Source organism: Devosia sp. FKR38 (assembly GCF_005222805.1).
GTDB lineage: Bacteria > Pseudomonadota > Alphaproteobacteria > Rhizobiales > Devosiaceae > Devosia.
Genome location: NZ_STGC01000002.1, coordinates 731456 through 757406, shown reverse-complemented (window position 1 = coordinate 757406; position 25951 = coordinate 731456). Strand labels below are relative to the sequence as shown.

Annotated in this window: 25 protein-coding genes and 1 tRNA gene; 19 read left to right on the top strand and 7 right to left on the bottom strand. The window is 65.5% G+C overall.

Annotation, left to right across the window (positions count from 1 at the left end):
• Positions 1–32: 32 nt before the first annotated feature.
• Genes E8M79_RS03740 through E8M79_RS03730 form a run of 3 tightly spaced genes read left to right on the top strand, consistent with a single transcriptional unit; the run spans position 33 to position 2275 of the window.
• Positions 33–476, top strand: coding sequence for a GNAT family N-acetyltransferase (locus E8M79_RS03740; RefSeq protein ID WP_137150575.1), 444 nt, complete (start codon positions 33–35; stop codon positions 474–476).
• A 54-nt stretch (positions 477–530) separates the two neighbouring features.
• On the top strand, positions 531–1406 hold the full coding sequence (locus E8M79_RS03735) for an EamA family transporter (RefSeq protein ID WP_137150574.1): 876 nt from the start codon (positions 531–533) through the stop codon (positions 1404–1406).
• The gene (locus E8M79_RS03730) at positions 1406–2275 is read left to right on the top strand and encodes an EamA family transporter (RefSeq protein ID WP_137150573.1); all 870 of its coding nucleotides are present in this window, start codon (positions 1406–1408) and stop codon (positions 2273–2275) included. The genes E8M79_RS03735 and E8M79_RS03730 overlap by 1 nt, the downstream gene beginning before the upstream one ends.
• Before the next feature lie 80 nt (positions 2276–2355).
• On the opposite strand, the gene E8M79_RS03725 is transcribed toward E8M79_RS03730, so the two are convergent.
• From E8M79_RS03725 to E8M79_RS03715, 3 genes are all read right to left on the bottom strand, one after another.
• A complete protein-coding gene (locus E8M79_RS03725) occupies positions 2356–2610 on the bottom strand; it encodes a lipoprotein (RefSeq protein ID WP_137150572.1) in 255 nt (84 codons plus the stop codon).
• A gap of 488 nt (positions 2611–3098) precedes the next feature.
• Positions 3099–3386, bottom strand: a complete 288-nt coding sequence (locus E8M79_RS03720; protein ID WP_205747860.1) for a hypothetical protein — start codon at positions 3384–3386, stop codon at positions 3099–3101.
• A gap of 388 nt (positions 3387–3774) precedes the next feature.
• Positions 3775–4416 (bottom strand): carbonic anhydrase, encoded by a 642-nt coding sequence (locus E8M79_RS03715; RefSeq protein ID WP_137150571.1) that lies wholly within the window; start codon positions 4414–4416, stop codon positions 3775–3777.
• A 72-nt stretch (positions 4417–4488) separates the two neighbouring features.
• On the opposite strand from E8M79_RS03715, the gene E8M79_RS03710 reads away from it, so the two are divergent.
• Complete coding sequence (locus tag E8M79_RS03710; RefSeq protein ID WP_137150570.1) at positions 4489–4695, top strand: DUF1737 domain-containing protein; 207 nt, start codon at positions 4489–4491, stop codon at positions 4693–4695.
• A gap of 27 nt (positions 4696–4722) precedes the next feature.
• Here E8M79_RS03710 and E8M79_RS03705 read toward each other — a convergent pair whose 3' ends face one another.
• Positions 4723–5316 carry an NUDIX domain-containing protein gene (locus tag E8M79_RS03705; RefSeq protein WP_137150569.1) on the bottom strand — a complete coding sequence of 198 codons (594 nt, stop codon included), beginning with the start codon at positions 5314–5316 and terminating at the stop codon, positions 4723–4725.
• 175 nt (positions 5317–5491) lie between these two features.
• On the opposite strand from E8M79_RS03705, the gene E8M79_RS03700 reads away from it, so the two are divergent.
• From E8M79_RS03700 to E8M79_RS03665, 8 genes are all read left to right on the top strand, one after another.
• Positions 5492–6739: a DUF3422 domain-containing protein gene (locus tag E8M79_RS03700; protein WP_171015692.1), complete on the top strand. Its 1248-nt coding sequence runs from the start codon at positions 5492–5494 to the stop codon at positions 6737–6739.
• 99 nt (positions 6740–6838) lie between these two features.
• Positions 6839–7246, top strand: coding sequence for a GNAT family N-acetyltransferase (locus E8M79_RS03695; RefSeq protein WP_137150567.1), 408 nt, complete (start codon positions 6839–6841; stop codon positions 7244–7246).
• 288 nt (positions 7247–7534) lie between these two features.
• Positions 7535–7921, top strand: coding sequence for a succinate dehydrogenase, cytochrome b556 subunit (gene sdhC, locus E8M79_RS03690; protein ID WP_137150566.1), 387 nt, complete (start codon positions 7535–7537; stop codon positions 7919–7921).
• Between the two features lies 1 nt (position 7922).
• A complete protein-coding gene (sdhD, locus tag E8M79_RS03685) occupies positions 7923–8315 on the top strand; it encodes a succinate dehydrogenase, hydrophobic membrane anchor protein (protein WP_137150565.1) in 393 nt (130 codons plus the stop codon).
• Between the two features lie 4 nt (positions 8316–8319).
• Positions 8320–10131 carry a succinate dehydrogenase flavoprotein subunit gene (gene sdhA, locus E8M79_RS03680; RefSeq protein ID WP_137150564.1) on the top strand — a complete coding sequence of 604 codons (1812 nt, stop codon included), beginning with the start codon at positions 8320–8322 and terminating at the stop codon, positions 10129–10131.
• On the top strand, positions 10131–10562 hold the full coding sequence (locus E8M79_RS03675) for a DUF3052 domain-containing protein (protein ID WP_137150563.1): 432 nt from the start codon (positions 10131–10133) through the stop codon (positions 10560–10562). Before sdhA ends, E8M79_RS03675 begins: the two co-directional genes overlap by 1 nt.
• On the top strand, positions 10559–10846 hold the full coding sequence (locus E8M79_RS03670; protein ID WP_137150562.1) for a hypothetical protein: 288 nt from the start codon (positions 10559–10561) through the stop codon (positions 10844–10846). Before E8M79_RS03675 ends, E8M79_RS03670 begins: the two co-directional genes overlap by 4 nt.
• Positions 10847–10960: 114 nt before the next feature.
• Entirely contained in the window at positions 10961–11743 is a 783-nt protein-coding gene (locus E8M79_RS03665) for a succinate dehydrogenase iron-sulfur subunit (protein WP_137150561.1), read from the top strand.
• Between the two features lie 246 nt (positions 11744–11989).
• On the opposite strand, the gene E8M79_RS03660 is transcribed toward E8M79_RS03665, so the two are convergent.
• Positions 11990–12436 (bottom strand): TerB family tellurite resistance protein, encoded by a 447-nt coding sequence (locus tag E8M79_RS03660; protein ID WP_171015691.1) that lies wholly within the window; start codon positions 12434–12436, stop codon positions 11990–11992.
• Between the two features lie 258 nt (positions 12437–12694).
• Here E8M79_RS03660 and E8M79_RS18315 point away from each other — a divergent pair, with 258 nt between their 5' ends.
• Genes E8M79_RS18315 through E8M79_RS03650 form a run of 3 tightly spaced genes read left to right on the top strand, consistent with a single transcriptional unit; the run spans position 12695 to position 18496 of the window.
• Positions 12695–13516 carry a hypothetical protein gene (locus E8M79_RS18315; RefSeq protein ID WP_171015690.1) on the top strand — a complete coding sequence of 274 codons (822 nt, stop codon included), beginning with the start codon at positions 12695–12697 and terminating at the stop codon, positions 13514–13516.
• Positions 13434–15083 carry a DNA polymerase Y family protein gene (locus E8M79_RS03655; protein WP_171015689.1) on the top strand — a complete coding sequence of 550 codons (1650 nt, stop codon included), beginning with the start codon at positions 13434–13436 and terminating at the stop codon, positions 15081–15083. The genes E8M79_RS18315 and E8M79_RS03655 overlap by 83 nt, the downstream gene beginning before the upstream one ends.
• Complete coding sequence (locus tag E8M79_RS03650; protein ID WP_137150558.1) at positions 15080–18496, top strand: error-prone DNA polymerase; 3417 nt, start codon at positions 15080–15082, stop codon at positions 18494–18496. Before E8M79_RS03655 ends, E8M79_RS03650 begins: the two co-directional genes overlap by 4 nt.
• A 12-nt stretch (positions 18497–18508) precedes the next feature.
• On the opposite strand, the gene E8M79_RS03645 is transcribed toward E8M79_RS03650, so the two are convergent.
• Positions 18509–18805 (bottom strand): 4a-hydroxytetrahydrobiopterin dehydratase, encoded by a 297-nt coding sequence (locus E8M79_RS03645; RefSeq protein ID WP_137150557.1) that lies wholly within the window; start codon positions 18803–18805, stop codon positions 18509–18511.
• A gap of 236 nt (positions 18806–19041) precedes the next feature.
• Between E8M79_RS03645 and E8M79_RS03640 the strand changes: the two genes are divergently transcribed.
• The 4 genes from E8M79_RS03640 to E8M79_RS03625 all read left to right on the top strand — a co-directional run bounded on the left by E8M79_RS03640 (position 19042) and on the right by E8M79_RS03625 (position 25783).
• Positions 19042–20280 carry an extracellular solute-binding protein gene (locus E8M79_RS03640; RefSeq protein ID WP_171015688.1) on the top strand — a complete coding sequence of 413 codons (1239 nt, stop codon included), beginning with the start codon at positions 19042–19044 and terminating at the stop codon, positions 20278–20280.
• A 197-nt stretch (positions 20281–20477) separates the two neighbouring features.
• Positions 20478–22703 (top strand): EAL domain-containing protein, encoded by a 2226-nt coding sequence (locus E8M79_RS03635; RefSeq protein ID WP_171015687.1) that lies wholly within the window; start codon positions 20478–20480, stop codon positions 22701–22703.
• A gap of 135 nt (positions 22704–22838) precedes the next feature.
• Positions 22839–23591, top strand: coding sequence for an acyl-homoserine-lactone synthase (locus E8M79_RS03630; RefSeq protein ID WP_137150554.1), 753 nt, complete (start codon positions 22839–22841; stop codon positions 23589–23591).
• Between the two features lie 245 nt (positions 23592–23836).
• On the top strand, positions 23837–25783 hold the full coding sequence (locus E8M79_RS03625; protein WP_137150553.1) for a methyl-accepting chemotaxis protein: 1947 nt from the start codon (positions 23837–23839) through the stop codon (positions 25781–25783).
• Positions 25784–25864: 81 nt separating this feature from the next.
• On the opposite strand, the gene E8M79_RS03620 is transcribed toward E8M79_RS03625, so the two are convergent.
• Positions 25865–25940, bottom strand: a tRNA-Thr gene (locus E8M79_RS03620).
• Positions 25941–25951 lie beyond the last annotated feature (11 nt).

The window sequence follows — 25951 nt, the reverse complement described above, 5'->3', positions numbered from 1 at the left end:
CCGCGCGGGCCTAAGCCAAGCGGGAGCGCAGAATGGACCTTGTCTATCGCCCTGGCCGCGCCGCTGACCTGGCTTTGGTCGTTGATCTGTTCGCCCGCAGCCGCGCCATCGCGCTGCCCTTTGTGCCCGTGCTGCACAGCAGGGACGAGGACCTGGCCTTTTTTGCCCGCTATCTCCCAAACGATGCGCTGACCTTGGCGCTGGCGCCGCAGGGTCTGGTCGGCTTTGTGGCCACGACCCCCGGTTGGATCGAACAGCTTTATCTCGACCCCGACTGGCGCGGACGCGGCATTGGCAAGGCTCTGCTCGACCGCGCCAAGGCGGCCCAGGGCAGCCTGCAGCTCTGGTGCTTTGCCCAGAACCTGCCGGCCCAGGCCTTTTATCGCGCCCAGGGCTTTGTCGAGCGCGGGCGCAGCGATGGCGACAATGAAGAGCAGCTGCCCGATATTCTCTATGGCTGGACGCGCCCGGATTGACTAAGCCAAGGCTCCTTGCGGCGCCCGGCCGCCCCTCTGAGCTGAAAGCGCACCATGTCTCCGCGTGACATAGCCCTGGCCCTTGGCGTCGTCGTCATCTGGGGGCTCAATTTCGTCGCCATCAAATGGGGCGTCGACGAGGTCTCCCCCTTTCTGATGACCGGGCTGCGCTATCTCGGCTGCGCCCTGCCGGCCATTTTCTTCGTGCGGCGCCCGGCGGTGGGCTGGCCGATTTTGATCGCCTATGGCCTGACCGTGGGCGTGCTGCAGTTCAGCTTCCTGTTCTCGGCCATTGGCCTGGGCATGCCGGCGGGGCTGGCGAGCCTGGTCATGCAGATGCAGGTGTTCTTCACCCTGGGCCTCGCCATGGTGTTTCTCGGCGAGCGGCCGACGCCGCTGCGCCTGGTGGGCGCAGCCATTGCGCTGTTTGGCCTGTTGACCATCGGCGCTGAACATCTGGGCGGCGCCGTGTTGCTGCCGCTGCTGATGACGCTGCTGGCGGCCTTCTTCTGGGCCAGCTCCAACATCATCACCAAGCGGGCCGGCCAGGTGGACATGTTTGCCTTTGTGGTGTGGTCGAGCCTAGTGCCGCCGCTGCCCATGCTGGCGCTGTCGCTGATTCTCGAGGGCCCCGGCCCGCTGCTGGCCCTGCCGTTCATCAGCCCGCAGGCGCTGTTTTCGATTGCCTTTATCGCCTATGGCTCGACCTTGGTCGGCTATGGCCTTTGGGCCGAGCTGCTCGGGCGCTATCCGGCGAGCCTGGTCGCGCCCTTCACGCTCTTGGTGCCGGTGGTGGGCTTTGCCGCCGCCTTCGTGCTGCTGGGCGAACAGATGACCATGCTCGAGGTCATTGGCAGCCTGCTGATCTTTGCCGGGCTGATCGTCAATGTGTTCGGGCCGGGCTTTGTCGCCCGGCGGCGGGTGGCCTGATGCCCATCGCCCATATCGGCATGGCGCTCCTGGTTGTGGCCATCTGGGGCTTCAACTTCGTCGTCATCAAGCTCAGCGTCGCCGCTTTGCCGCCGCTGCTGGCGGCGTCGCTGCGCTTTCTGTTTGCCGCGGTGCCGCTGGTGTTCTTCATCAAGCCGCCGCGCGTGCCCTGGACGCTGGTCATCGCCTATGGCTTTGCCTTTGGCGTCGGGCTCTATGGCTTTTTGAACCTCTCCATGGCCTGGGGCATGTCGGCGGGCCTGAGCTCCCTCACGCTGCAGACCCAGGCCTTTTTCACCATGGCGCTGGCCTTTGTGCTGCTGGGCGAACGCCCGCGCCCCACCCAGATCCTGGGCGCGGCCATCGCCTTTGCCGGCATCGCCGTGATTGCCAGCGAGCGGCTGGGCGATGCCGCGCTGCTGCCGCTGGGCATGAATTTGATGGCGGCGCTGAGCTGGGGCCTCGCCAATGTGCTGATCAAAAAGGCCGGCCGCGTCGATCCCGTCTCGCTCACCGTCTGGGGCGCGCTGGTCGTGCCGCTGCCGCTGCTGGCGCTGTCGCTGCTGGTCGAGGGCCCGACGGCGGTGATGAGCGCGCTCGCCGGCTTTAGCTGGGCCGATGCGGGCCTGATTGCCTTTCTCGCCTATCCGGCGACATTGTTGGGCATGGCGATCTGGAGCTGGCTGATGGCGCGGCACCCCGCTTCAGTGGTGGCACCATTTACGCTCCTGGTGCCGATCACCGGCATTGCCTCGGGCTATCTGGTGCTGGGGGAGACCATCACCCCCATCGAGATCGCCGGCGCCCTGCTGGTGATTGCGGGCCTGGTGGTGACCCTGCTGCGCAGCCGCCCGCGCCCGAGCGTCTAGTCCCGATCTCAGGGCAAGAAAAAACCACCCCTGCGCGAGCAGGGGTGGTCATCAGGCGCCCGCAGATGCGAGCGAATGACTTACTTGGCGGCTTCAGCAGCAACCAGAGCAGCGAATTCTTCAGCGGTCAGTTCGCCATTGGCATCGGCGTCAACCTTGGCGAATTCCTCGGCGGTCAGGGCCGGGTAGGCAACCTGGGCTTCGACCAGCGACACGGTGCCGTTTGCATCGGTGTCGACCGTTGCGAATTCGGGAGCAGCAACAGCTGCGGTCTCTGCGAAGGCAGCGCCCGAGAGAGCCAGGGTAGCAACGGCGGCGAGAATGATCTTGTTCATGGTATTCAACTCAAGTTGGGGAGGTTTAGGCGGTTTCCGTTTCCGGAACCGACGCACCGCTCTCCGGCGGGGCGCGCTGTCACATAGTCGTTACACTGTGTCTGGACAAGGCCGGAATTGGAGCAATCTCGCGGAAAATGTTAGGCAAAATCAAGGCGTTAGTAGAGATTTGACTATGTGACGCCTGCCGCAGTCTTCGCCCCGCCCGGCACTGAATCCATAGTCATCAGGTAGAGATTTAACCGCGTCAAAATCGCTCACGTGGAAGTGAAGCGGCGCGATGTTGAGGCCGTACGGACAGCAACATGCAGACGCGATCGGACCCGTGATCGGCACTACTGAACGCTTGGGCCGCTAGACTTGTCCGCGCAAACCGCCATTGCACACCAGGCACGAAAAGTCCTGGTCAGGCCGGTGTGCACAAAAAAGCCACCCCAGGCGAACCTGGGGTGGCACGGCATGCCCACGGGGCGGGTGGGCGTACCGTCTTAGTTGGCGGTGGCCGGCGTGTTGGCGCCGGAAGCCAGCAGGCCATATTCTTCGGCCGACAGTTCGCCATTGGCGTCGGTATCGGCAGCAGCAAAAGCCTCGGCGGTCAGATCGGGCCAGGCAACCTGTGCCTCTTCCAGGGTAACGCCGCCGCTCGCATCGGCATCAACCGTTGCGAACTCGGGAGCCATCGGGGGGGCTTCCGTGGTGGTGGTGGTGGTGGCCTGAGCGAAGGCAGCACCGGTCATGCCGAGGACGAGCAGAGTGGAGAGAACGATCTTATTCATGGGAGTTTAGCTCCAATAATGTGGGAGATGAATGCGGTGACCGGTTAGCCGATCCCCGACGGGCTGATCTCCTGCAGCCCGTGAGACAGACAATGACTTGGCAATGTGGTCCACACAGGCCCGAAATCCGGCACGCGCCGGGAAAATATAGGGCCATTTCTGGGCAGCATAATTTCGTTGATCTTCGCTGTCCAACAGTCCATCGCAAAGACTATTCGCACCGCAATTCAAGATTTTATCGGATGGATTGTCCGGCGATCGGCCCGATATGCAGACATGATCGAAATAGACTGCAAGACGATACAATCGTCTTTACTTCACAGCGACGCGATGAATGGTTCGCCCGCACTTCACGCGGGCGTGAGACCAAGTTAACGGCTCGGTAAGGTCAGATTTCGGGGCGAACGAAGTCGCCGCTTTCCCCGTCCATCACCCAGAGCTCGCCGGTGGAAATATCAAACCAGGCGCCATGCACCGCCAGTTTGCCCGCCGCTTCGAGATCGGCCACATAGGGGAAGGTGCGCAGATTGCGGATCGAATTGCGGATCGAGATGCGCTCCAGCGCCGTCTGCCGCTCCGCCGCGGTCATCAGATCATTCTGGCCGACCTGATCGGGCAGATCGCCCAGCATGCTCATCCACTTGCCGATGAAATCGCCAGAGTGCAGCGGGCTGGGCGCCGGATTGAGCGCCGCCTTGATGCCACCGCAGCGGCCATGGCCCATGATGACGATATTGGAGATGCCCAGGCCCTTGACCGCAAACTCGATGCCGGCCGAGGTGCCATGCTGGCCGCCATCGGGCTGATAGGTCGGCACCAGATTGGCCACATTGCGCAGCACGAACACTTCGCCCGGCTCGCAGTCAAAGATCATCTCGGGCGCCGCGCGGCTGTCGCAGCAGGCAATGATCATGGTGGTGGGGTTTTGGCCAGAAGCCGCCAGCTCGCGATAGCGGTCCTTCTCGCGGACATAGCGGCCCGCCATGAAATTGGCGTGACCCTTTAGCAGATGATCCGGAAAGCTGTGCATGTCGTATCGATTAGCGGTATCATCGACCAAGATCAATATGGCGTTCGGCACGCCACTGCATTGGGGATATGCATGCTTATCTACCGCTTCCTGACCGGCGAGGACGACGCCACCTTCTGCCACAAGGTGACCAAGGCCCTCAGCGAGGGCTGGCAGCTCTATGGCAGCCCGACCTATGCCTTTGACGGCCACGCCAAGAAAATGAAGGCCGGCCAGGCCGTGACCCGCATCGCGCCAGACCAGCCCTATGACCCGGACAAGCGCCTGATTGATTTTTGAGGGCTTCGCCTGCGGCTAAGCCAGCCGTCAGGACGCCCACAGCGGTCCGGCTGCCAGGCGCAGCATCAGAGCCTGCAGAAGAAGAATGGTCTTGGCGTCGACGATCTCGCCGCTGCCGACCATGGCCATGGCGGATTCGAGGGACATTTCGAGCACTTCGATATCCTCGCCCTCAGCCGCCAGCCCGCCGCCGGCCTCGGGTTTTTGCCCCTGCGTATAGCGCGCGATGAAGCAGGCGCATTTTTCGGTGAGCGAGCCGGGGCTCGAATAGGCATTGCAGACAAAGATCAGATCACGCGGCGCATAGCCGGTTTCTTCCAGCGCCTCGCGCTGCGCCGCCGCCTCGGGCGCCTCGCCATCGAGCATGCCGGCCGGCACCTCAATCAACCAGGCCTCATCGCCATTCAGATGCGCCGGCAGGCGGAACTGCCGGGTGAGGATCACCGTGCCGGCCTCGGGCGCATAAAGCAGCACGGCGGCCGAACTGCCGTGATCATAAATCTCGCGGGTAATGGTCAGCAGGCCGCCATCGCGCGTGCCATGGCTGACCTGATAGTCATCGAACCGCCCCCAATTGTGGCTCAGCTTGGTGACGGAATGAATGGTGACGGTCTTGGACATCGGCGCTCCGGAATTTTCCGGCGCGAGATATGACCCAAGTGAGGGCTTTGGGCCAGAGGGGCGCGAGCGTAGCTGCTGCGCACACGACCAAAGTCGACGGCACAAGGTCTCATTGTCGCCCGGCGGGGCGGGGGACCATAGTGGACATCGTCCCAACCGCCGGCCCGCAACGCCAATGATCCCAGACCACCCCGACCGCAGCGCCCTGATGGATGAGGTGCATGCCCGCCCCATCGATCTGATCGAAGCGACCTGCCGCGTGCGGCGCCTGGTGATCATCATGCCCGACCGTGCCGGCGCCATGGCGGAGGCCTTTGCCCAGTTTGCCCGCCATTGCGATCACCTTGACCTGCCACCGCCTGCGCCGCACGCCCGCCAGCATGGCTTTACCCGCGATGGCCTGGCCATCACCTGGGAGTTCCACACCGAGTTCCTCACCGTCACCTGGCGCGGCCCGCTCGCCGAGCCGGTCAAGGCGCCACAAGCGCTGGGCATCGAGGGCATTGCCGAGGGCCGGCTGATCGGCGCGATGCGCATCGATGTGATCGCCGACGAGACCGTGCCCGATGCTTTGCTGCCCGGCTTCAGCCTGCCCAGCCTCTGCCTCTCGCGCGTCGAAGATGGCCGCGCCGAGGTGGCGACCGATTTCGTGCCCGATGGCGATCGCTTCACCCGCTTTGAATTCGCCGCCGGCGGCCTGACGCCGCTGCGGCGCTCGATCATCGTGCGGCGCCTCCTGGAAGTTGAAACCTATCGCACCATGGCGCTGCTCGGCCTGCCGCTGGCCCGCGCCGCGACGCCCGAGCTGCGCGAGGTGGAACTGGCGCTGTCCGAACTGGTCGAGGGCATGACCCATGGCGCCGAGGCCGACACCTCGCAGTCGACGCTCGAACAGCTGCAATTGCTCTCGATCCGCACCAGCAAGCTCTCCGAACGGCTGCACTATCGCTTTGCCGCCGGCCGCGCCTATGGCGACATCCTCAAGGTGCGGCTGGGCGGGCTGCGCGAAGCCCCCACCACGCGCGGCTCGACGCTGGGGCATTATCTGGGCAACCGCGTCGATCCGGGCCTGGCCACCTGTGCGGCGGTGGAAAAGCGCCTGGCCAGCGTCGCCGCCAAGATCGAACGCGCCATCGGCGTGCTCAATGTGCAGATCGGCGTGCAGATGCAGCATCAGAATGCCCAGGTGCTGCAGCGCATCGCCCAGACGGCGCGCAGCCAGTTCCTGCTGCAACGCACGGTCGAGGGTCTCTCCACCATTGCCATCAGCTATTATATGCTCGGCATCCTGGCCTATGCCCTGGCCGGGCCGCTCGAGCGCGTGCATTGGGACAAGCCCCTGGTCATCTCCATCGCCGCCCCTTTCGTCATCTTCGCCGTCTGGCTCACCAGCCGCCGCATCCGGTCAGCGCATGATCATTGAGGGGGAGGGGCAAGGCGACTTCATCGAGCTGTCATCGGCAGGCAGTATCGGACCATGACGACCATCTTCCCCTTAGCTTACTAATGCAGAAGAACGCCGATGCTCGAGGTCACGTCGCCACCGCCGCCCGGTATCGTTTCTTTGATTTCGCAGGGTATCGCGCGAGAAAATGAACTGTCGTCGGTCGCCAGGCATGATTTTGCAATCGTGGAGCGTGAAGGCGACGCAATTATCGGCGGCGTGACCGCATCCATCTCGTTTGCCGTCCTGTTCATCAACAACATCTGGGTTGATGGCCACGCCAGAGGGCGTGGGGTTGGTAGGGCTTTGGTTGCCGCTGCCGAAGCTGAAGCTGTCCGGCTGGGCGCAAAAACCGGTTGCGTAGACACGTTGACCACGCAAGCTCCGGGTTTCTATTCAAGCCTGGGCTATGCAGAGTTCGGTCGTCTGGAAGGCTGGGTGGACGGCAAGGCCGTCGACCGCATCTGGTTCAGGCGCCGGCTGTAAAGCCAGGCTTTGACCTCTGGGGTACCTGTGGGCCGACGGATAGACCTTCAGCAGAAAGCGACGACCCGAATGGCCGCGCCACCCGCCACAGCCCCGCCGTTCGCCGCATCCACCCCCTCCCACCGTCCACCCCGCGCACATCGTGTGCGCTATACGAACAAAGTGCGCATTCCGCCAAAAGTGCTAGTCGCGACGGGGTTAACTGCTTTGATTTTGTAACCTTTGGGCGCTAGAAGTCTCGAACCATTCCAAACTGCGACGGCTCTGACCGCTCGCCAGCGAGGCCCCATGACGGTTCGATCCCGCCCCCTTTCGCCCCATCTGCAGATCTATCGCTGGACCATCACCATGGCCATGTCGATCGCCCACCGCGCCACCGGCATTGCCCTTTACGCCGGCACGGTGCTGCTGGTGATCTGGCTGGGTGCTGCCGCCAGCAGCCAGCAGGCACTCAATGTCGTCAACGACCTCTATGCCAGCTGGTTCGGCCAGCTCGTGTTGTTCGGCTACACCTGGGCGCTGCTGCACCACATGCTGGGCGGCATTCGCCATTTCATCTGGGATTTCACCATCGGCATGCTGCCCGGGCAGCGCGAAATGCTCGCCTGGGCCAATCTGATCGGCTCGATCGTGCTCACCGTCCTCGTCTGGACCGTTTTTGTGTGGACCGCCTGATATGACCGCATACCGCACCCCCGACGCCGTGATCGCCAATCCCAAGACCAAGTTCGGCAATGCCAAAGCGTCGACGCGCCATTTCATCACCCAGCGGGTGACCGGCGCGATCAACATCGTCTTCATCGGCTTTCTGGCCTTTATCGTCATCCGCCTGGGCGGCCAGGACCGCACCGACATGGTGGCCACCATCGGCAATGGCTGGATCGGCCTGCCGCTGGCTACGCTGCTGGTCATCGTCACCGTGCATATGCGCAACGGCATGCGCGACACGCTGGAAGACTATTTCCACGGGTCGACCTATCGCTTCTACATGCTGCTCAACACGGCATTCTGCATCCTGATCGCGGTGGCCGGCGTGGCCGCCATTCTCAAGCTCGTCTTCTGGGGTTAAGTCCATGGCGCAATACGAACTCATCGACCACGAATTCGATGTGGTGGTGGTGGGCGCCGGCGGCGCGGGCCTCCGCGCCACCCTGGGCATGGCCGAACAGGGCCTGCGCACCGCCTGCATCACCAAGGTGTTCCCCACCCGCAGCCACACTGTGGCCGCCCAGGGCGGCATCGCAGCAAGCCTGCAGAACATGGGCCCCGACAGCTGGCAGTGGCACATGTATGACACCGTCAAGGGCTCGGACTGGCTCGGCGACAACGACGCCATGGAATATCTGGCGCGCGAGGCCCCGGCGGCCATCTATGAGCTCGAGCACTATGGCGTGCCCTTCTCCCGCACCACCGAGGGCAAGATCTACCAGCGCCCCTTCGGCGGCCACATGACCGAATTCGGTGACGGCCCGCCGGTGCAGCGCACCTGCGCCGCCGCCGACCGCACCGGCCATGCGATCCTCCACACGCTCTATGGCCAGAGCCTGCGCAACAATGCCGAATTCTACATCGAGTATTTCGCGCTCGACCTGATCATGGGCGACAATGGCGCCTGCGAGGGCGTGATCGCCTGGAAGCTCGACGACGGCACGCTGCACCGCTTCCGCGCCAAGACCACGGTTCTGGCCACCGGCGGCTATGGCCGCTCCTATTTCTCGGCCACCTCGGCCCATACCTGCACCGGCGACGGCAATGGCATGGTCGCCCGCGCCGGCCTGCCCCTGCAGGACATGGAATTCGTGCAGTTCCACCCCACCGGCATCTATGGCGCCGGCGTGCTGATCACCGAAGGCGCCCGTGGCGAAGGCGGCTATCTCACCAATTCGGAAGGCGAGCGCTTCATGGAGCGCTATGCCCCCAATGCCAAGGATCTGGCATCGCGCGACGTCGTCAGCCGCTGCATGACGCTCGAAATCCGCGAAGGACGCGGCGTTGGTCCCAAGAAGGACCATATCTACCTGCACCTCGACCATCTCGACCCCAAGGTGCTGCATGAGCGCCTGCCGGGCATCACCGAGAGCGCCAAGATCTTTGCCGGCGTCGACCTGACGCGCGAGCCCATCCCGGTGCTGCCGACGGTGCACTACAACATGGGCGGCATCCCCGCGAACTACCATGGCGAAGTGCTCAACCCGACGCCCGAGAACCCCGACGCTATCGTGCCCGGCCTGATGGCCGTGGGCGAAGCCGCCTGCGCCTCGGTGCACGGCGCCAATCGCCTGGGCTCCAACTCGCTGACCGACCTGGTGGTCTTTGGCCGCGCCGCCGCCATCCGCGCCGGCAAGGTGATCGACCGCGCCGCACCGATTCCGGCGATCAACAAGGCGCAGGACGACAAGATCCTCGCCCGCTTCGACCGCCTGCGCAACGCCTCGGGCAGCCAGCCCACCGCCAAACTGCGCGACGCCATGCAGCGCACCATGCAGGAAGACGCCGCCGTGTTCCGCACCGGGGAAACCCTGCAGTCCGGCGTCAAGCGCATGAGCACCATCTTCGCCCAGCTGCCTGACGTCAAGGTCACCGACCGCAGCCTGGTGTGGAACTCGGACCTGGTGGAAACCCTTGAGCTCGAGAACCTGATGGCCAATGCCATGGTCACCGTGGTCTCGGCCGAAGCGCGCCAGGAAAGCCGCGGCGCCCATGCCCGCGAGGATTTCGCATCGCGTGACGATGTCAACTGGCGCAAGCACACGCTGAGCTGGATCGACACCAACACCGGCGCCGTCACGCTGGGCTATCGCCCGGTGCATGTCGACCCGCTGACGCCCGAAAGCGAAGGCGGCATCGACCTCAAGAAGATCGCGCCCAAGGCGCGCGTCTACTGATGCGCAACCTGGCCGGATATTCGGGCACGCCCCTGGCAAACAAGCTGGGGCTCAAGGATGGACAGCGCGTGCTGTTCATCGACCTGCCCGCGTCTCTGGCCGAACTGGCGACCGCGCGCGATTTTGTCGAGACCGCCCGGCTTCCGGCCGGCGCTCTCGACGCCATCACGCCCGGCTATGATGTGATCCACCTGTTCACCGCTGCCCGGGCCACCCTTGAAACCCTGGCGCAACGGCTGATGGACCTGATCGCCCGCAATGGCATGATCTGGGTGAGCTGGCCCAAGAAGGCCGCCAAACGCGCCACCGATATCACCGAGGACGTCATCCGCACGGTCGTGCTGCCGCTCGGCCTGGTCGACGTCAAGGTCTGCGCCGTGGACGCGACCTGGTCGGGCCTCAAACTGATGATCCGCAAGGAGCTGAGATGAAACGCCTCGCCGCACTGGCCGCAGTGGCCCTGCTGACCACACCCGCCTTTGCCGCTGCCCCCACGGCAGCGCAAAAGGACGAATTCTACCGCGTCTGCATGGGCATCGCCCAGGATGCAAAGCTGTGTGGCTGCAAGGCCGAGGCGGCCATGACCCTGATCGACGAGCGCTTCATGGGCGTGGTGATCAAGTCGATGAAGGGCGCTGCGCCCGCCGACAGCGATTTCGTCGCCTACAACACCTATGTCGCCAAATCCAACCAGATCTGCAAACCCAACTACTAGGCCCGGGGGCAAGCCCCCGACCCCAGCATGGACCCCGGCCGCGGCCGGGACGACATCGCGGATAGACCGAATTCAGTGCCGGTTGCGCGGCACATAGAAAAGGATGACCGACCCATGGTCGAACTGATGCTCCCCAAGGCCGACCGGCCCACCCAAGGCAAATCCTGGCCCAAGCCGGCCAATGCCAAGCGGCTGCGCGAGTACCACATCTATCGCTACGACCCCGACCAGTCGGCCAATCCGCGCATCGACACCTATTTCGTCAATCTCGACGATTGCGGCCCGATGATCCTGGACGGTCTGCTGTGGATCAAGAACAACATCGACCCCACGCTGACCCTGCGCCGCTCCTGCCGCGAGGGCATCTGCGGCTCCTGCTCGATGAACATCAACGGGCTCAACACCCTGGCCTGCACCAAGGGCATGGATGACTCCACCGGCCCCATCAAGATCTATCCGCTGCCGCATATGCCGGTGGTCAAGGATCTGGTGCCGGACCTGAGCACCTTCTACGCCCAGCACCGCGCCATCGAGCCCTGGCTCAAGACCACTTCGCCCACGCCCACCAAGGAGTGGACGCAGACCGTGCCGCAGCGCGCCAAGCTCGACGGGCTCTATGAGTGCATCCTGTGCGCCTGCTGCTCGACGTCCTGCCCGAGCTATTGGTGGAATGGCGACAAATATCTCGGCCCCGCAGCCCTCTTGCAGGCTTATCGCTGGCTGATCGACAGCCGCGACGAAACCACCAATGAGCGCCTCGACGACCTCGAAGACCCCTTCAAGCTCTATCGCTGCCACACCATCATGAACTGCGCCAAGGTGTGCCCCAAGGGCCTGAACCCGGCCAAGGCCATCGCCGAAATCAAGAAGATGATGGTCGAGCGCAAGGTCGCCTGAAACCCTGATCGATCGCTGACAAACCTGCAGCCCCTGGAGCGATCCGGGGGCTGTTTTGGTTTTGGGGGCGTGAACGCCGCTGACGCGGAGCTTGCCGTCACCCCCTCCCAACCTCCCCCATCAAGGGGGAGGTGCAGCGCTGTGGTTGTGGCTGGATGTTGCCCCATGAGTGGAGAGAAACCTCCCCCTCGATGGGGGAGGTAGGAGGGGGTGATGCTATTCGGAAAGGAGCCAATCGACCCCGGCTCAGATCGGGTCCGAAACGGCGCTGCCGATCTGTTTGCGCAGGATGGTGCGGTCGCGGCTGGAGACGCCGATCAGTTCGGCGACGCGCCAGACCATATTGTCTTCCATCTCGTGGTTTTCCTTGTCCGCGAAGACCACGGTCCACATCATGCGGATGATGTTGATACGCTCATCCATCTCCATGCCTGACAGCGTCGAGGTGAAATTGTAAAAATCCACCGCCTCGGCATCGCGGGCCGCGGCCTCCTTGATCAGCCGCTCGACGCTGGATTCATCGAGCCCATATTGCTCCATCAGCGTGGTCTTGATGACGGCGCGCTCGGCCTCGCTCATCTGCCCGTCGACGGCGGCCAGGTGCACCAAAAGGGCCGCCACGGCCACCTTGGGTTCATGGCCCGAGAGCGGCGCTTCGGATTTGGTGAACAGGCTGGTGATGGCCTCGAACATGGCGAGCCTCCGGACGGGAGCGTGTGTCAGCAATGGGGGCCGGCTGGGAGGCAGGCCCGATGACAGTGAACAAGCCATCCGATTTCCTCAATGGGCTGTGGGCCGGGCGGCGCGCTCTTGCCGCGCTTTGATGCGCAATGGCCACACAAGCGCCGGAAGCGGGCCGATTAACAGCCTCGACGGCAGCAAAAATGACTCGACTCCCGGCAGATTCGGAGTCTAAATGTTCCTGTTTTGTTCACACCAACACGGTTGCCCATGGGCCCCTCTGATCGCCAGCAGCGCCTTGCCGCGCTGCGCGACGCCATTGCCGATATCGAGCGCAAGCCGGCGCTGGCCGAGGCACGCCCGCTGCTGCAACCGGGCGCCACGAGCGACTTTCCCATGCCCGCCGCCGGCCTGCTGCAGGAGATCTTCACCGATGAGCAGCGCCATGCCGGCGCGGCGCTGGGCTTTGCCCTGGCCCAGGCGCGCAGCCTGCTCACCCCCGCCCGCCCGGCCGTGATCTATCTGCAGCTGGCGCGCCAGGCCCAGGACAGCGGCCTGCCCTATGGTCCGGGCCTGCGCAGCTTTGGCCTGGACCCGCGCGCGCTGCTGCTGGTGCGCACCCAGACCATCACCGACCTGCTCTGGGCCAGCGAGGAGGCCCTGGCCTGCCGCGGCGTGGCGGCGGTGGTGGCCGATGTCGCCGGCCAGCACAAGGCGCTCGATTTCACCGCCAGCCGGCGCCTGGGCCTGCGCACGGCCGGCATGGGCAGCTCCATGCTGCTGCTGCGCTATGGCGCCGGGCGCGAGGCCAGCGCCGCCCATCTGCGCTGGCGGCTGACGCCGGTGCTGAGCGCGCTGCGCCGCTTTGATGCCCTGGCCCCCGGCGCCCCGCGCTGGCTGGCGCAACTGGAGAAAGGCATTCTCCGCCAACAGCAGACCCAATGGCTTGTGGGATGGAACCGCGATGGACTTGTCACACACCAGGCCGGCCCAATCGCCGGCGCAACCGATGCCGCCCAGCCTGCTGCCGGCGCGCCGCTTCCTCAGCCTCTATCTGCCCAATTGGCCGACCGATTACCTGAAGCGGGTTGAGCCGGGCCTCGCCGCCGCCCCGCTGGTGCTCTACGAACGCATCAAGGGCGGGCTGCGCCTGGCTGCCGTCGACGCCGCCGCCGCCCAGGGCGGGCTGCGCATCGGGCAGAACCTGGCCGATGCCCGCGCCCTGCTGCCCGGTCTCGTCGTGCGCGAGATCGACCGCCCGCTGCTGGCCGCCGCCTTTGCCGATTTTGCCGACTGGCACTCCAATGCCAGCCCGCTGGTGGCGGTGCTGGACGATATCAGCGCCTTTGGCGACCTGGTGCTCGACATCACCGGCGTGGCCCATCTGTTCGGCGGCGAGGCGCCCATGCTGCGCCTGCTGCTGAGCCGGCTGCGCGCCCTGGGCTATACCGTGGCCGGCGCCATTGCCTCAACCATCGGCGGCGCCTGGGCGGTGAGCCATTTTGGCCGCAGCCAGGTGGTGGCCGACGACGCCCTGACCCAGGTGCTCGACACCCTGCCGGTGGCCGCGCTCCGCCTCGATGACAGCCAGGTGGCAGGACTGACGCAGATGGGGCTGACACAGCTCGGGCACGTGCGCCCGCGCCCGCGCAAGCCGCTGCAGGCCCGCTTTGGGCTGAGCCTGCTCACCCGGCTCGACCAGGCCTATGGCCAGCAGCAGGAGCGGCTCAACCCGCGCCTGCCCCTGGCCGAGCGCCATGCCGAACGCCGCTTTGCCGACCCCATCGGCCTGCTCGACGATGTGCTGATGACCACGCGGGACCTGGCCATCCAGCTCGGCCTGCGCTTGGAAGGCGAGGGCCTGGGCGGCCAGGCCTTTCACCTGTTTCTCTATCGTGTCGACCACAAGGTGATGACCCTGTCGGTCAATTCGGCCCGGCTGACGCGCGACCCAGACCATATCAGCGCCCTGTTCAACAACCGCGCCGAACGGCTGGCCGGCGAATATGACCCCGGCTTTGGCATCGACATGATCCGCCTGGCGGTGAGCTCGGTGGGCAGCCTTGACGCCACCCAGCTGGGCGCCTTTGCCGATGACGGCGGCACGGCGGACCTCGACCAGTTGCAGGACCGCATGAGCAGCCGGCTGGGGCCCATGGCCGTGCTGCGCACGCAATTGCTGGCCAGCCATATCCCCGAACGCGCGGCACGCCTGGTGCCGGCGCTGGCCGCCAGTGCCGCGCCCGACGAGGCGCCGGGCCCCCCGCTGCTGCGCCCGCTGCGGCTGCTTCCCGTGCCCGAGCCGGTAGCCATCAATGCCGAAGTGCCCGATGGCCTGCCCGCCTCCATGATCTGGCGCCGCGTCAGCTATCGCATCACCAAGGCGGCCGGGCCCGAGCGGCTGGGCGCCGAATGGTGGCGCAGCGGCCAGCGGCTCGACCTGCTGCCCCTGCCGCCCCCGCCCGAACCCGCGCCCGAAAAGCCGGGCACACTGCCTGCTCCGCCCCCCGTGCTGCTGCAGCGCTTCGACGCCGAGGCCGGCACGCGCGACTATTATCGCATCGAGGACGCCCAGGGCCGCCGCTTCTGGATTTTCCGCAACGGGCTCTATGCCCCCGGCACCAGCCCGGCCTGGTATCTGCATGGGCTGTTTGCATGAGCCAGCCCATTGCCCTGATCCCGCCCGAGCGCAGCCCGACCCGGCCGCTGCCGCCCGCGCCGGCCTTTGCCGAACTGGTAGCGATCAGCAATTTCTCGTTTCTGCATGGCGGCTCGCATCCCGAAGAGCTGGTGACCCTGGCCGCGCATATGGGGCTGAGCGCCTTCGGCCTGGCCGATCGCAACAGCTTTGCCGGCGTGGTGCGCGGCTATGTGGCGGCGCGCGACCTGTCGCCCGCCCCGACCGATTTTCGCTATCTGGTGGGGGTGCGACTGTGCTTTGCCGATGGCACGCCCGACATTGTCGCCTATCCCGGTGACCGGCTGGCCTATGGCCGGCTGTGCCAACTGCTGACCCGCGCCAACCAGCGCGGCGACAAGGGCAAGCCGCGCCTGCTGTTCCCCGACCTGTTCGACGCCGGCGCCGCCGGGGAGAGCCATGCGCTGGGACAATTGTTCATCCTCGTCCCCGACGAGACCGACTGGGGCCTGAGCGAACGCACACTGGCCAGCCTGAGCGCCGCAGCGCCCGGCCGCGTCTGGGTGGCGGCCAGCCATCGCTTTGACGGCGATGACCGCGCCCGGCTCAACCGCATTGACCTGCTTGCCCGCCGCCACCAGGCCGCCATGCTGGCCAGCAATGACGTGCGCTATCACCACGCCAGCCGCAGGATCCTCCAGGACGTGGTGACCTGTATCCGCGAGCACCAGACGCTCGAAAGCGCCGGCTGGGCGCTGAGCGCCAATGCCGAGCGCCATCTCAAGCCGGCGCGCGAAATGGCCCGACTGTTTGCCGATTACCCCCAGGCCCTGGCCGAGACGCAGCGGCTGATCGCCCGCATCGGCTTTTCGCTTGACCAGCTCAAATACAACTATCCCGAGGAGACCGTGGGCAATGGCGAAACCGCCCAGCAGACGCTGGAGCGCCTGACCTGGGCCGGCGCCGCCCGGCGCTATCCGCAGGGCATCTCCGAAAAGGTCAAGCGCTCGATCTGGTCCGAGCTGTGCCTGATCGCCTACAAGGGCTATGCCGCCTATTTCCTGACCGTGCAGGACATCGTGCAATACGCGCGGCACGAGCGCAAAATCCTCTGCCAGGGGCGCGGCTCGGCGGCCAATTCCACCGTGTGCTTCTGCCTTGAGATCACCGAGGTTGACCCCGAGGTCAGCACGCTGGTGTTCGGCCGCTTCATCTCCACCGAGCGCGACGAGCCGCCCGATATCGACGTCGATTTCGAGCATGAGCGGCGCGAGGAGGTGATGGCCTATATCTATGCCAAATATGGCGGCCGCCGCACCGGCCTGACCGCCAATGTCATCTGCTACCGCTCCAAGAGCGCCCTGCGCGAGGCGGCGAAAGTGTTTGGCGTGTCCGAGGACACAGTGGCCGCGCTCAACCAGCTGCACTGGGGCTGGGGCAGTCGCCTCGACACCACGGACCTGACGAGCCTGGGGCTCAACCCGGCCGACCCCACACTGACCCAATTGTTCGAGGTGGTGAGCGTGCTGCGCGGCTTTCCGCGCCACCTCAGCCAGCATGTGGGCGGCTTTGTCATCACCCGCGATGCGCTCGACAGCCTGGTGCCCATTTCCAAGACGGCCATGGACAGCCGCACCATCATTGAATGGAACAAGGACGATATCGATGCCCTGGCCATTCTCAAGGTCGATGTGCTGGCGCTGGGCATGCTGAGCTGCCTGCGCCGGGCGTTTGAATTGATGCAGACCCATTACGGGCAGAGCCTGGCGCTGGTCGACCTGTTGAGCGAAGAGGCCCACCCCGATCAATCCAAGAAAGCCGAGGTCTATGCCATGATCCAGCGCGCCGACACGCTCGGCGTGTTCCAGATCGAGAGCCGGGCGCAGATGAGCATGCTGCCCCGGCTCAAACCGGAGAAATTCTACGATCTGGTGATCGAGGTGGCCATTGTCCGCCCCGGCCCCATCCAAGGCAATATGGTGCATCCCTATCTGCGCCGCCGCCAGGGGCTGGAAGAGCCCGTCTATCACGACGACAAGCTCAAGGGCGTATTGGGCCGCACGCTGGGCATTCCCCTGTTCCAGGAACAGGCCATGCAGATCGCCATCGTCGGCGCCGGCTTTTCCCCTGGCAAGGCCGACAGCCTGCGCCGCGCCATGGCTGCCTGGCGCCGCACCGGCCGCATCGCTCAGTTTGGCGAGGAATTCCTGGCCGGCATGCAGACCAACGGCTATCCGCTCGAATTTGCCAAGAACTGCTTTGCCCAGATCCAGGGCTTTGCCGAATATGGCTTCCCCGAAAGCCATGCGGCATCCTTTGCCCTCTTGGTCTATGCCTCGTGCTGGCTCAAGTGCCACTATCCCGATGTCTTTGCCACGGCCCTGCTCAATTCCCAGCCCATGGGCTTTTACGCGCCCTCCCAGATCATCCGCGACGTGATCGAGCATGGCGTGGAGGTGCGCATTGTGGATGTGAACCTGTCCGACCGCGACTGTGTATTGGAGGGCAAGAGCCGTCCGGCCCGCGCGCACCTGTGGGCCCAGCATGCCTCCATGGTGACCCACGTCCATGCCGACAAGGCCATCCGCCTGGGGCTCGGCCAGATCGTGGGCCTGGCGGACAAGGACATCAACATCATCGTGGCGCGGCGCGGCGCCGGCTATGATTCGGTGCGCGATCTCTGGCTGCGCACTGGCCTGCCCATAGCCAGCCTCGAAAAACTCGCCCGCGCCGATGCCTTTGCCTCGCTCGGCCTCAGCCGGCGCGAGGCGCTCTGGGCGGTCAAGGGCCTGATCGGCACCCATGGCGCCGACACCCTGCCGCTGTTTGCCGCCGCCGGCCGCGTCGAGACCGAGGCCGACAGCGAGGCGGGCCTGCCTACCATGCTGCCCGGCGAAGAGGTGATCCACGACTATTCGACCCTGTCGTTTTCGCTCAAGGGCCATCCGCTGCAGTTCATCCGGCCGCAGCTGGACGCCCGCCGCACCCTAAAGTCCATCGGCCTGCAGCAGGCCCGGCCCAGCAGCCGGGTCGAGGTGGCGGGCCTGGTGCTGGTGCGCCAGCGGCCAGGCACCGCCAGCGGGGTGATCTTTGCCACGCTCGAGGACGAGACCGGCGTCGCCAATATCGTCATCTGGCCGAAAGTGTTCGAGGCCAATCGCAAGACCGTGCTGGGGGCGCGCATGCTGGCGGTGCGCGGGCAGGTGCAGCGCGAGGGCCTGGTGATCCACATCATCGCCGAGCAATTGACCGACATGACGCCGCTGCTGCTCGACCTGGCCCATGGCAAGGACATGGGCGAACGCATCCTGGCGCGTGGCGACGAGGGGCGCTCAGGGCCCCATCCCGGCCGCGACCACAAGGCGCTGCTCGAGATTGAGCGGGCCCGCCGCGCCGCCTATGCCGCCATGCCTGAGGGGCGCAATTTCCACTGAGGCCGAGCCAAGTCAGCCGGCGATGGCGTCAATGGCCTTGGCCAGCGCAATGTCGCGGGCGCTGATGCCGCCAGCATCATGGGTGGACAACCGGATCGTCACCCTATTGTAGCTATTGCTCCAGTCGGGGTGATGCCCGGCCTTTTCGGCCGCCAGCGCCACCCGGCTCATGAAGCCGAAGGCCGCCGAAAAATCGTCAAACTTCAGCACCCGCACCAGGGCGTCCTCGCCTGTGCCGGTCTCCAGCCGCCACGCGCCCAGATCGCGCACCGCGCGCGCCAGGCTGTCTGCATCCAGACGCTCAACCATCGGCTTGATCCTCCCGCCGCACGGCGCGGCAACAACTGCCCGGACCGGCAGCACACCGGGCGGAAACCACCGGCACAGCGGTTAAGACCACCGCAACAGCTTTGCCGCATAGTGACACCATCACCGCCCCGAGGCCAATCACGCTCGCGCTTATGACCCGTATCAGCCGTCCGGCGCCCCGCAGCGCCATCCGACCAGCCGCGCGGGCCCAGGCAGCCTGCCGACGGGCCGTTGCCGTGACAGCACTGAGCCTGATGGCAAGCCTGAACATCCAGCCCGCCCAGGCCGGCGACCTGCTGCTGATGCATCGCTGGTCCACCCCCGCCGAACTGGCGGCGCTCAACGTACTGCGCGACAAGGTGGAATCGCGCGGCGACCGCTGGATTCCCCTGGCCATCAATGGCGATGGCGCCCGGGGCCGCACCGTGCTCGACATGCTGGCCGAGGGCATCGCCCCTACGGTGTTTCTCGAGATGCACCCGGAAATCTATCGGCCGCTGGCCAAAATGGGCCGCCTGCTGACGCTCGAGCGGCAGTTTACCAACACCGGCCTGATCGAGCATCTGCCCGAGCTGGTGCGCCAGGCCATCACCGTGGACGGCGCCGTGGTCAAGGTGCCGGCGGCGCTGCACGCCGACGCCACCATCTATTACAACAAGGACGTGGCCCGGGCGGCCGGCATCGACCCCGAGACCTGGACCAGTCTGGACGCCATGTGGGCCGATTTCCCGGCCATCCGCAAGGCCGGCATCCTGCCACTCGCCATTGGCCGGCAACCCTGGCAGATCACCTATCTGGCCATGTCTCTGCTGGCCAGCCTGGGCGGGGCAGAGCCATACAACGCCACCTTTGGCACGCGGCCCGACCCGCGCGCGCTCAACGATCCGGCCTTTGCCGACATGCTGACCTGGCTGCGGCGCTTCCAGCAGGAAGCCGACGCAGCCGCGCGCGGCCGCGACTGGAACATCGCCACCCGCATGGTGATCTCGGGCCAGGCACTGATGCAGATCCAGGTCGATTCCATGAAGGCCGAATGGCACGCCGCCGGCAAGGCCGAGGGCACCGACTATGGCTGCATCTTCCTGCCCGGCGCCCGCGCCGTGCCCTTCAGCGTGGAAAGCTGGGGCCTGGTGGGCGGCTCCTCCCCGGAGGCCGACGCCACGGCCCGCGCCTTTGCCGACGATATGACCGCCATCGACACCCAGACCCGCTTTGCCGCGGCCATGGGCGCCATACCGGTGCGCCGCGACGCCTGGACCGATCTGGACGGCTGCGCCACAGCCGCAGCGGCCGCCGTCGAGCGCCCCGGCTATGCCGTGCCCACCCCGATGCTCACCACCCCGGTGCCCTGGATCCTGGCCATCCAGACCGTGCTGACCAAATATTGGGATGACGCCAGCATGTCGCCCGAACAGGCCATCCACGCCCTACGCAACGCGGCGCCGCGCGCCCTGGCCAACCCGTCAGGCCATTAGCGACAAATTTACCCTGTCGCCAGAACCTGTCAGACCCCCGCCCCGCTGCCAGCCAGCGGAAAGGCCCCATTAATCCCTTGTGGTGCCTAATGACGCGGCAAAATGAGGGGTAGTGTGTGTTCAGCTCGGCCCGGAAGACAATGCCGGCCCTCGACTATGTATCGATCATGCGATCGGTATATGGTGATCGTCGCGCCATGCTTGCAGGCGCCTTTGCCAGCGCCATCATCGGTGGCCTGAGCGCCTACAAGGCGCAATCGCTGCCCCTGCTGCTGTGTGCGATCGCCTTCGTGGTCATCGGCACCATCCGCTACATCGACATGCGCAGCTTCTGGCGCGCGGGCATCGGCAATGAAGACGCCGCCACTGCCGAACACTGGGAAAACCGCGCCGTGGTCATCGGTGGCGCCCTGGCGGCCGTCTATGGCATCTGGTGCTATATCTCGATGGCCATCGAGCAGGACCCCTTTGCCGCCCTGGCCAGCGCCTCGATCTCGATTGCCGTGATGGTGGGCATCTGCGCCCGCAATTTCGGCCTCGACCGGCTGGTCACCATCCAGATGCTCGCCGTCATCCTGCCGCTGTCGCTGGGCTATTCGGCCCATGGCGACGTCTACCATCTGGTGCTGGCAGCACTGCTGGGCATGATGCTGGTCAGCTTCCGCAAGCTGGCCGCCGATATCCGCTCCATCCTGCTCAGCGCCGTGCATGGGCGCGTCGAGGCCTCGCGCCTGGCGAGCGAACTGGACATGTCCATCAGCATTCTCGAGCACGGGCTGTGCATGCTCGACGAGAACGGCCGCATCGCCGTGATCAACAAGCGCGCCGTGCGCCTGTTTGGCCTGGTGGGCCTGGGTGATCTGCTGCACCAGACCTTTGATACCGTCACCAGCCGGCTCAGCGCCGCCGCGCCGCTGTCGCGCGAGACCATCGAACAGCTCAGCCTGATGGTGGCCAGCAAGACCTCCGGCAAGATCCTGCTGCATCTGCCGCCCGGCTATTTCTATGAAATTACCGTCAGCACCCGCAACCAGCGCGTTGTGCTGCTGTTCGAAGACATCAGCGAGCGCATTGCCTCCGAAGAGCGCATCACCTTCCTGGCGCGACACGACACGCTGACCAACCTGCCCAACCGCAGCCATTTCGGCGACCTGATCGAGGCCGATCTCGCTGCCCGCCGCACCACGCCCGAGCCCGCCCGTCCGGTGGCGCTGATGCTGGTGGACATCGACGACTTCAAACATGTCAACGACAGCTTCGGCCATGTCGCCGGCGACACGCTGCTGGCCCAGGTGGCGCGCCGGATGCGCGAACATGCGCCCCCCGATGCCGTGCTGGCGCGCCTGGGCGGCGACGAATTCATCATCTATTGCCGCAATCTGGACAGCGATGACGAGGCCGAAACCGTGGCCCGCACCATTGTCGACAGTTTCGGCGAGCCCTTTGTCTTTGACGGGGTGACCCTGCCGGTCAATGTCAGCATTGGCCTGGTGACCAGCACCGCCGTGACCGACCAGCTCGACGACCTGATGACCAAGGCCGACCTGGCGCTCTATGCCGCCAAGGCAGACGGCAAGGGCCGCACCCAGGTGTTCCACACCCAGATGGACATCGATTACCACTATCGCCAGCGGCTCAAGACCGACCTGGCCCTGGCCGTGCGGCAGGGCCAGCTGACGCTGGCCTTCCAGCCGCTGCTCGACATCTGCAGCCGCAAGGTGGTGAGCTGCGAGGCTCTGGCGCGCTGGCAACACCCCCAGCTGGGCGCCATCCCGCCCGCCACCTTCATCCCGCTGGCCGAGGAAATGGGCCTGATTTCCGACATCACCGCCTGGGTGATCGAAGAGGCAGCCGCGCAATGCGTGCTCTGGCCGGGCGAGATCAGCGTGGCCGTCAATGTCTCGGCGCGCGATTTCCGCGGCGCCGATCTCGAAGCCCTGGTGCGCGGCGCGCTCGAGCGCACGGGCCTGGCCCCTGCGCGCTTTGAAATCGAGGTGACCGAGACGGCCGTGATCGAACAGCACGAAACGGCCCAGCGCGTGCTGCAGCGCCTCGCCGACCAGGGCATCGCCATTGCCCTGGATGATTTCGGCACCGGCTATTCTTCGCTGAGCTATCTGAACGCCCTGCCCTTCACCAAGCTCAAGATCGACCGCTCCTTTGTGGCCGATATCACCACAAATCCGCGCGCCCTGCGGCTGTTGGCCAATGTGGCACGGCTGGGTCGCGACCTCGACCTGACGGTGATCGCCGAGGGCGTCGAGACCGAGGATCAGCTCAATATCATGCTGGGTCATACCCAGGTGCAGCAGGTGCAGGGCTATTTGTTCAGCCGTCCGCTGCCCCAGCGCGACATTGGCGAGCTCATCGCGCGGCTCAACACGGCGCCCCGGCGCCTGGGCGCAAAACGTCGACACGGTTAATTTGCGTTAAGCTTTTGCCAAAGAACGGAAATTCGCCGGCGAGGCCCGTTAGCTTCTCCTGAAGCATTTATCATTTCCCTGCCGTTATGGCTAACAAGAGATTAATATCGCGCCAGTCCAAGAGGCGCGTATCGCATGTCCACCGTCAGTTCGGCACCCACCGGCACATCCCAGTTCGCCCTGACCCTGATCGACCTGCTCGATCGCGTGCAATACCGCCGGGTCACGCCCAGCGAACAGCTCGACCCGGTCTATCGCCTGCGCTACGAGGCCTATCGCCGCGAGGAGTTCATCCCGGTCAATTCCCAGCGCATCACCCGCGACGCCTATGACGACGCCGCCAACTGCTACTGCTTTGGCGTATATATCGACGACCGGCTGGTGAGCTCGATCCGCCTGCATATTGCCACCCAGGGCGACCCCACCTCGCCCAGCCGCGCCATCTGGCCCGATGTGCTGGGCGACATCCTGGACAAGGGTGGCAGCTATATCGACCCCAGCCGCTTCACCGCCGACCACGAGGCCTCGCTGGCCTTTCCCGCCCTGCCCTACCTGACGCTGCGCATGGCGGTGATGGCCTGCGAGCACTTCAAGGCCACCTATTGCATCTCCTCGGTGCGCCCCGAGCATGCGCCCTTCTACAAACGCGTCTTCGGCTCCACCCAATTGGCCGGCGAGGGCTATTGGGGCGAGCTGACGTTTCCGGTGTGCCTGTACGCCTCCTATATCCCGGTGATGTATCCGCGCGTCATCTCCCGCTATCCGTTCTTTGATTCGACTCCCGAGGAACGCGCCATCCTGTTCGGGCCGGCCGCCCAGGCCATTGCAGCCATTACCCCCACTGCCCGCCAGGCCCAGCGCCTGCGCCAGCTGGAAACCCAGGACTAGTCAGCGCTTGCAGCCCCGGCACGGGCGCCCGGCGCCACGCCGCAACCGGGGCGGCGGGATCATTGTATCGTTTGCAATTTATTAAATTCCTCCAAGGTACGTAAATATCCTGGAGCGCCGCCCTGTCGATTGCGGGATTGCGCTCTCGTGCTGATGCCGGCTTGGGAGCGGGCAATGGCGCGCCAGAAAAGGGACTGGGGGGAGGTCGGCCGCCCGGTTCACCAGAACCCGACCTGTGGACGCCAATGTCAATCAAGTCGAAGCTGACTCTCGCGCTGGGTATTCTCGGCGTCATCATCCTTGTCCTGGCCGCATCGAGCTACCGGACCCTGGTCATTGCCAAATCCAGCATGGGTTCGATCGTCGCCGATCGTGTCGCGCCCCTGGCCCAGCTCAAGCAGGTCGCCGACGGCTATGCCGTCTCCATCGTGGACAATGCGCACAAGGTCCGCTCCGGCGCGATCGACTTTGCCACCGGCAGCGCCAGCATGCAGGCCGCCGAAACCAATATTGCAGCCTATTGGGCAGCCTATCTGGCTACCCAGCTGACCACCGAGGAACAGGCGCTGGTCGAACAGGCCAAGGCCGACATGGTGGCCGCAGAGCCGGCCATGACCGAACTGCGCCAACTGCTGGCCAACCAGGACATGGCCGGACTCGAAGAGTTCATCGCCCACAGCCTCTACCCCGCCATCGACCCGATCAGCACCCAGGTGAGCCTGCTGGTCGATTTGCAGGTCAATGTCGCCCGCGCCGACTATGCCGATGCTGTGGCGCTGTTTGATGGCACCACATTGCTGATGGTGGTGCTGACCGCGCTCAGTGCAGTGGCCATGGTCTATGCCGCCATTGTGGTGATGCGCACGGTCGCCGCCCGGCTGGGCCGCATGGCCGAGGCCCTGGGCGAAATCGCCGCCGGCCATTTCGAGCGCGCCATTCCCTCGGCCGCCGACCGCGACGAAATCGGCAGAATTGCCGCCGCCGCCGAGACCTTCCGCCAGAACGGTATCCAGGTAACCGAGCTGACCCGCGCCGAGGCCGAGCAGTCGCTGGCCGCCATCGCAGCGCGGCGCCAGATGATGACCGACCTGCGCGACGCCTTTGGCGATGTGGTCGATGCTTCGACCGCCGGCAACCTTACACGCCGCGTCACCACCAGCTTTGCCGACGCCGAGCTCAATGCCATCGCCGCCGGGGTGAACCGCCTGCTCGACACCGTGTCGCGCGGCATTGCCGAGACCGGCAGCGTGCTGGCGGCACTGGCCGAAAGCGATCTGACGCAGCGCGTCAAGGGCGACTATGCCGGCGCGTTTGACAAGCTCAAGAGCGACACCAATGCCGTTGCCGACCGCCTGGCCCAGATCATGGGCCAGCTGCGCACCACCTCGGGCGCGGTCAAGAATGCCACCGGAGAGATCCTGGCCGGCGCCAATGACCTGTCCGAGCGCACCAATCGCCAGGTCGCCGCGATCGAGCAGACCTCCGTGGCCATGCAGCAGCTCGCCAGCACCGTGGTCGACAATGCCCGGCGCACCGAACACGCCTCCGGCCAGTCGCAGAGCGTGGCCGATGGCGCCGAACAGGTGGCCGGCGTCATGATCGAGGCCAACCAGGCCATGGAGCGCATCGCCAGCAGTGCTGCCACCATTTCCTCGATCATCGGGGTGATCGACGACATCGCCTTCCAGACCAATCTGCTCGCCCTGAATGCCTCGGTGGAAGCCGCAAGGGCTGGCGACGCCGGCAAGGGATTTGCCGTGGTGGCCGTTGAAGTGCGGCGCCTGGCGCAATCGGCCGCCAATGCCTCCCATGAGGTCAAGGCGCTGATCGAGCAATCCTCTGTTGAGGTGCGCAATGGCTCGGCCCTGGTATCGGACGCCGCCGAACGGCTCTCGACCGTCTTGAGCGGCATCCGCACCAGCGCCGAACTGGTCGGCCAGATCGCCACCGCCACCCAGGAACAGTCCACCGCCATTGGCGAGGTCAGCACCGCGCTGCGCGACATGAGCGTGATGACCCAGCACAATGCCGCCCTGGTGGAAGAGACCAATAGCGCACTCGTGCAGACCGAAGCCGAAGCCAGCCGGCTCGACAGCATCGTGGAGGTCTTCGTGCTCACCGACGCCCGCGCCATGCGCCCGCAGGTCGCCATGGGCCGCACCGGCCGTCCGCTCAGCGCCTACGCCGCCTAAAGACAGCGATCAACACCCGCCTGCCGCGCGCAAAGCTGTGCGGCGGGCCAAAGGGAGCGCGGATCGATATGGGAGAAGGACTGGTGCCGCATAGGTGACTCGAACACCTGACCCCATCATTACGAATGATGTGCTCTACCAACTGAGCTAATGCGGCAACGCGGGCCT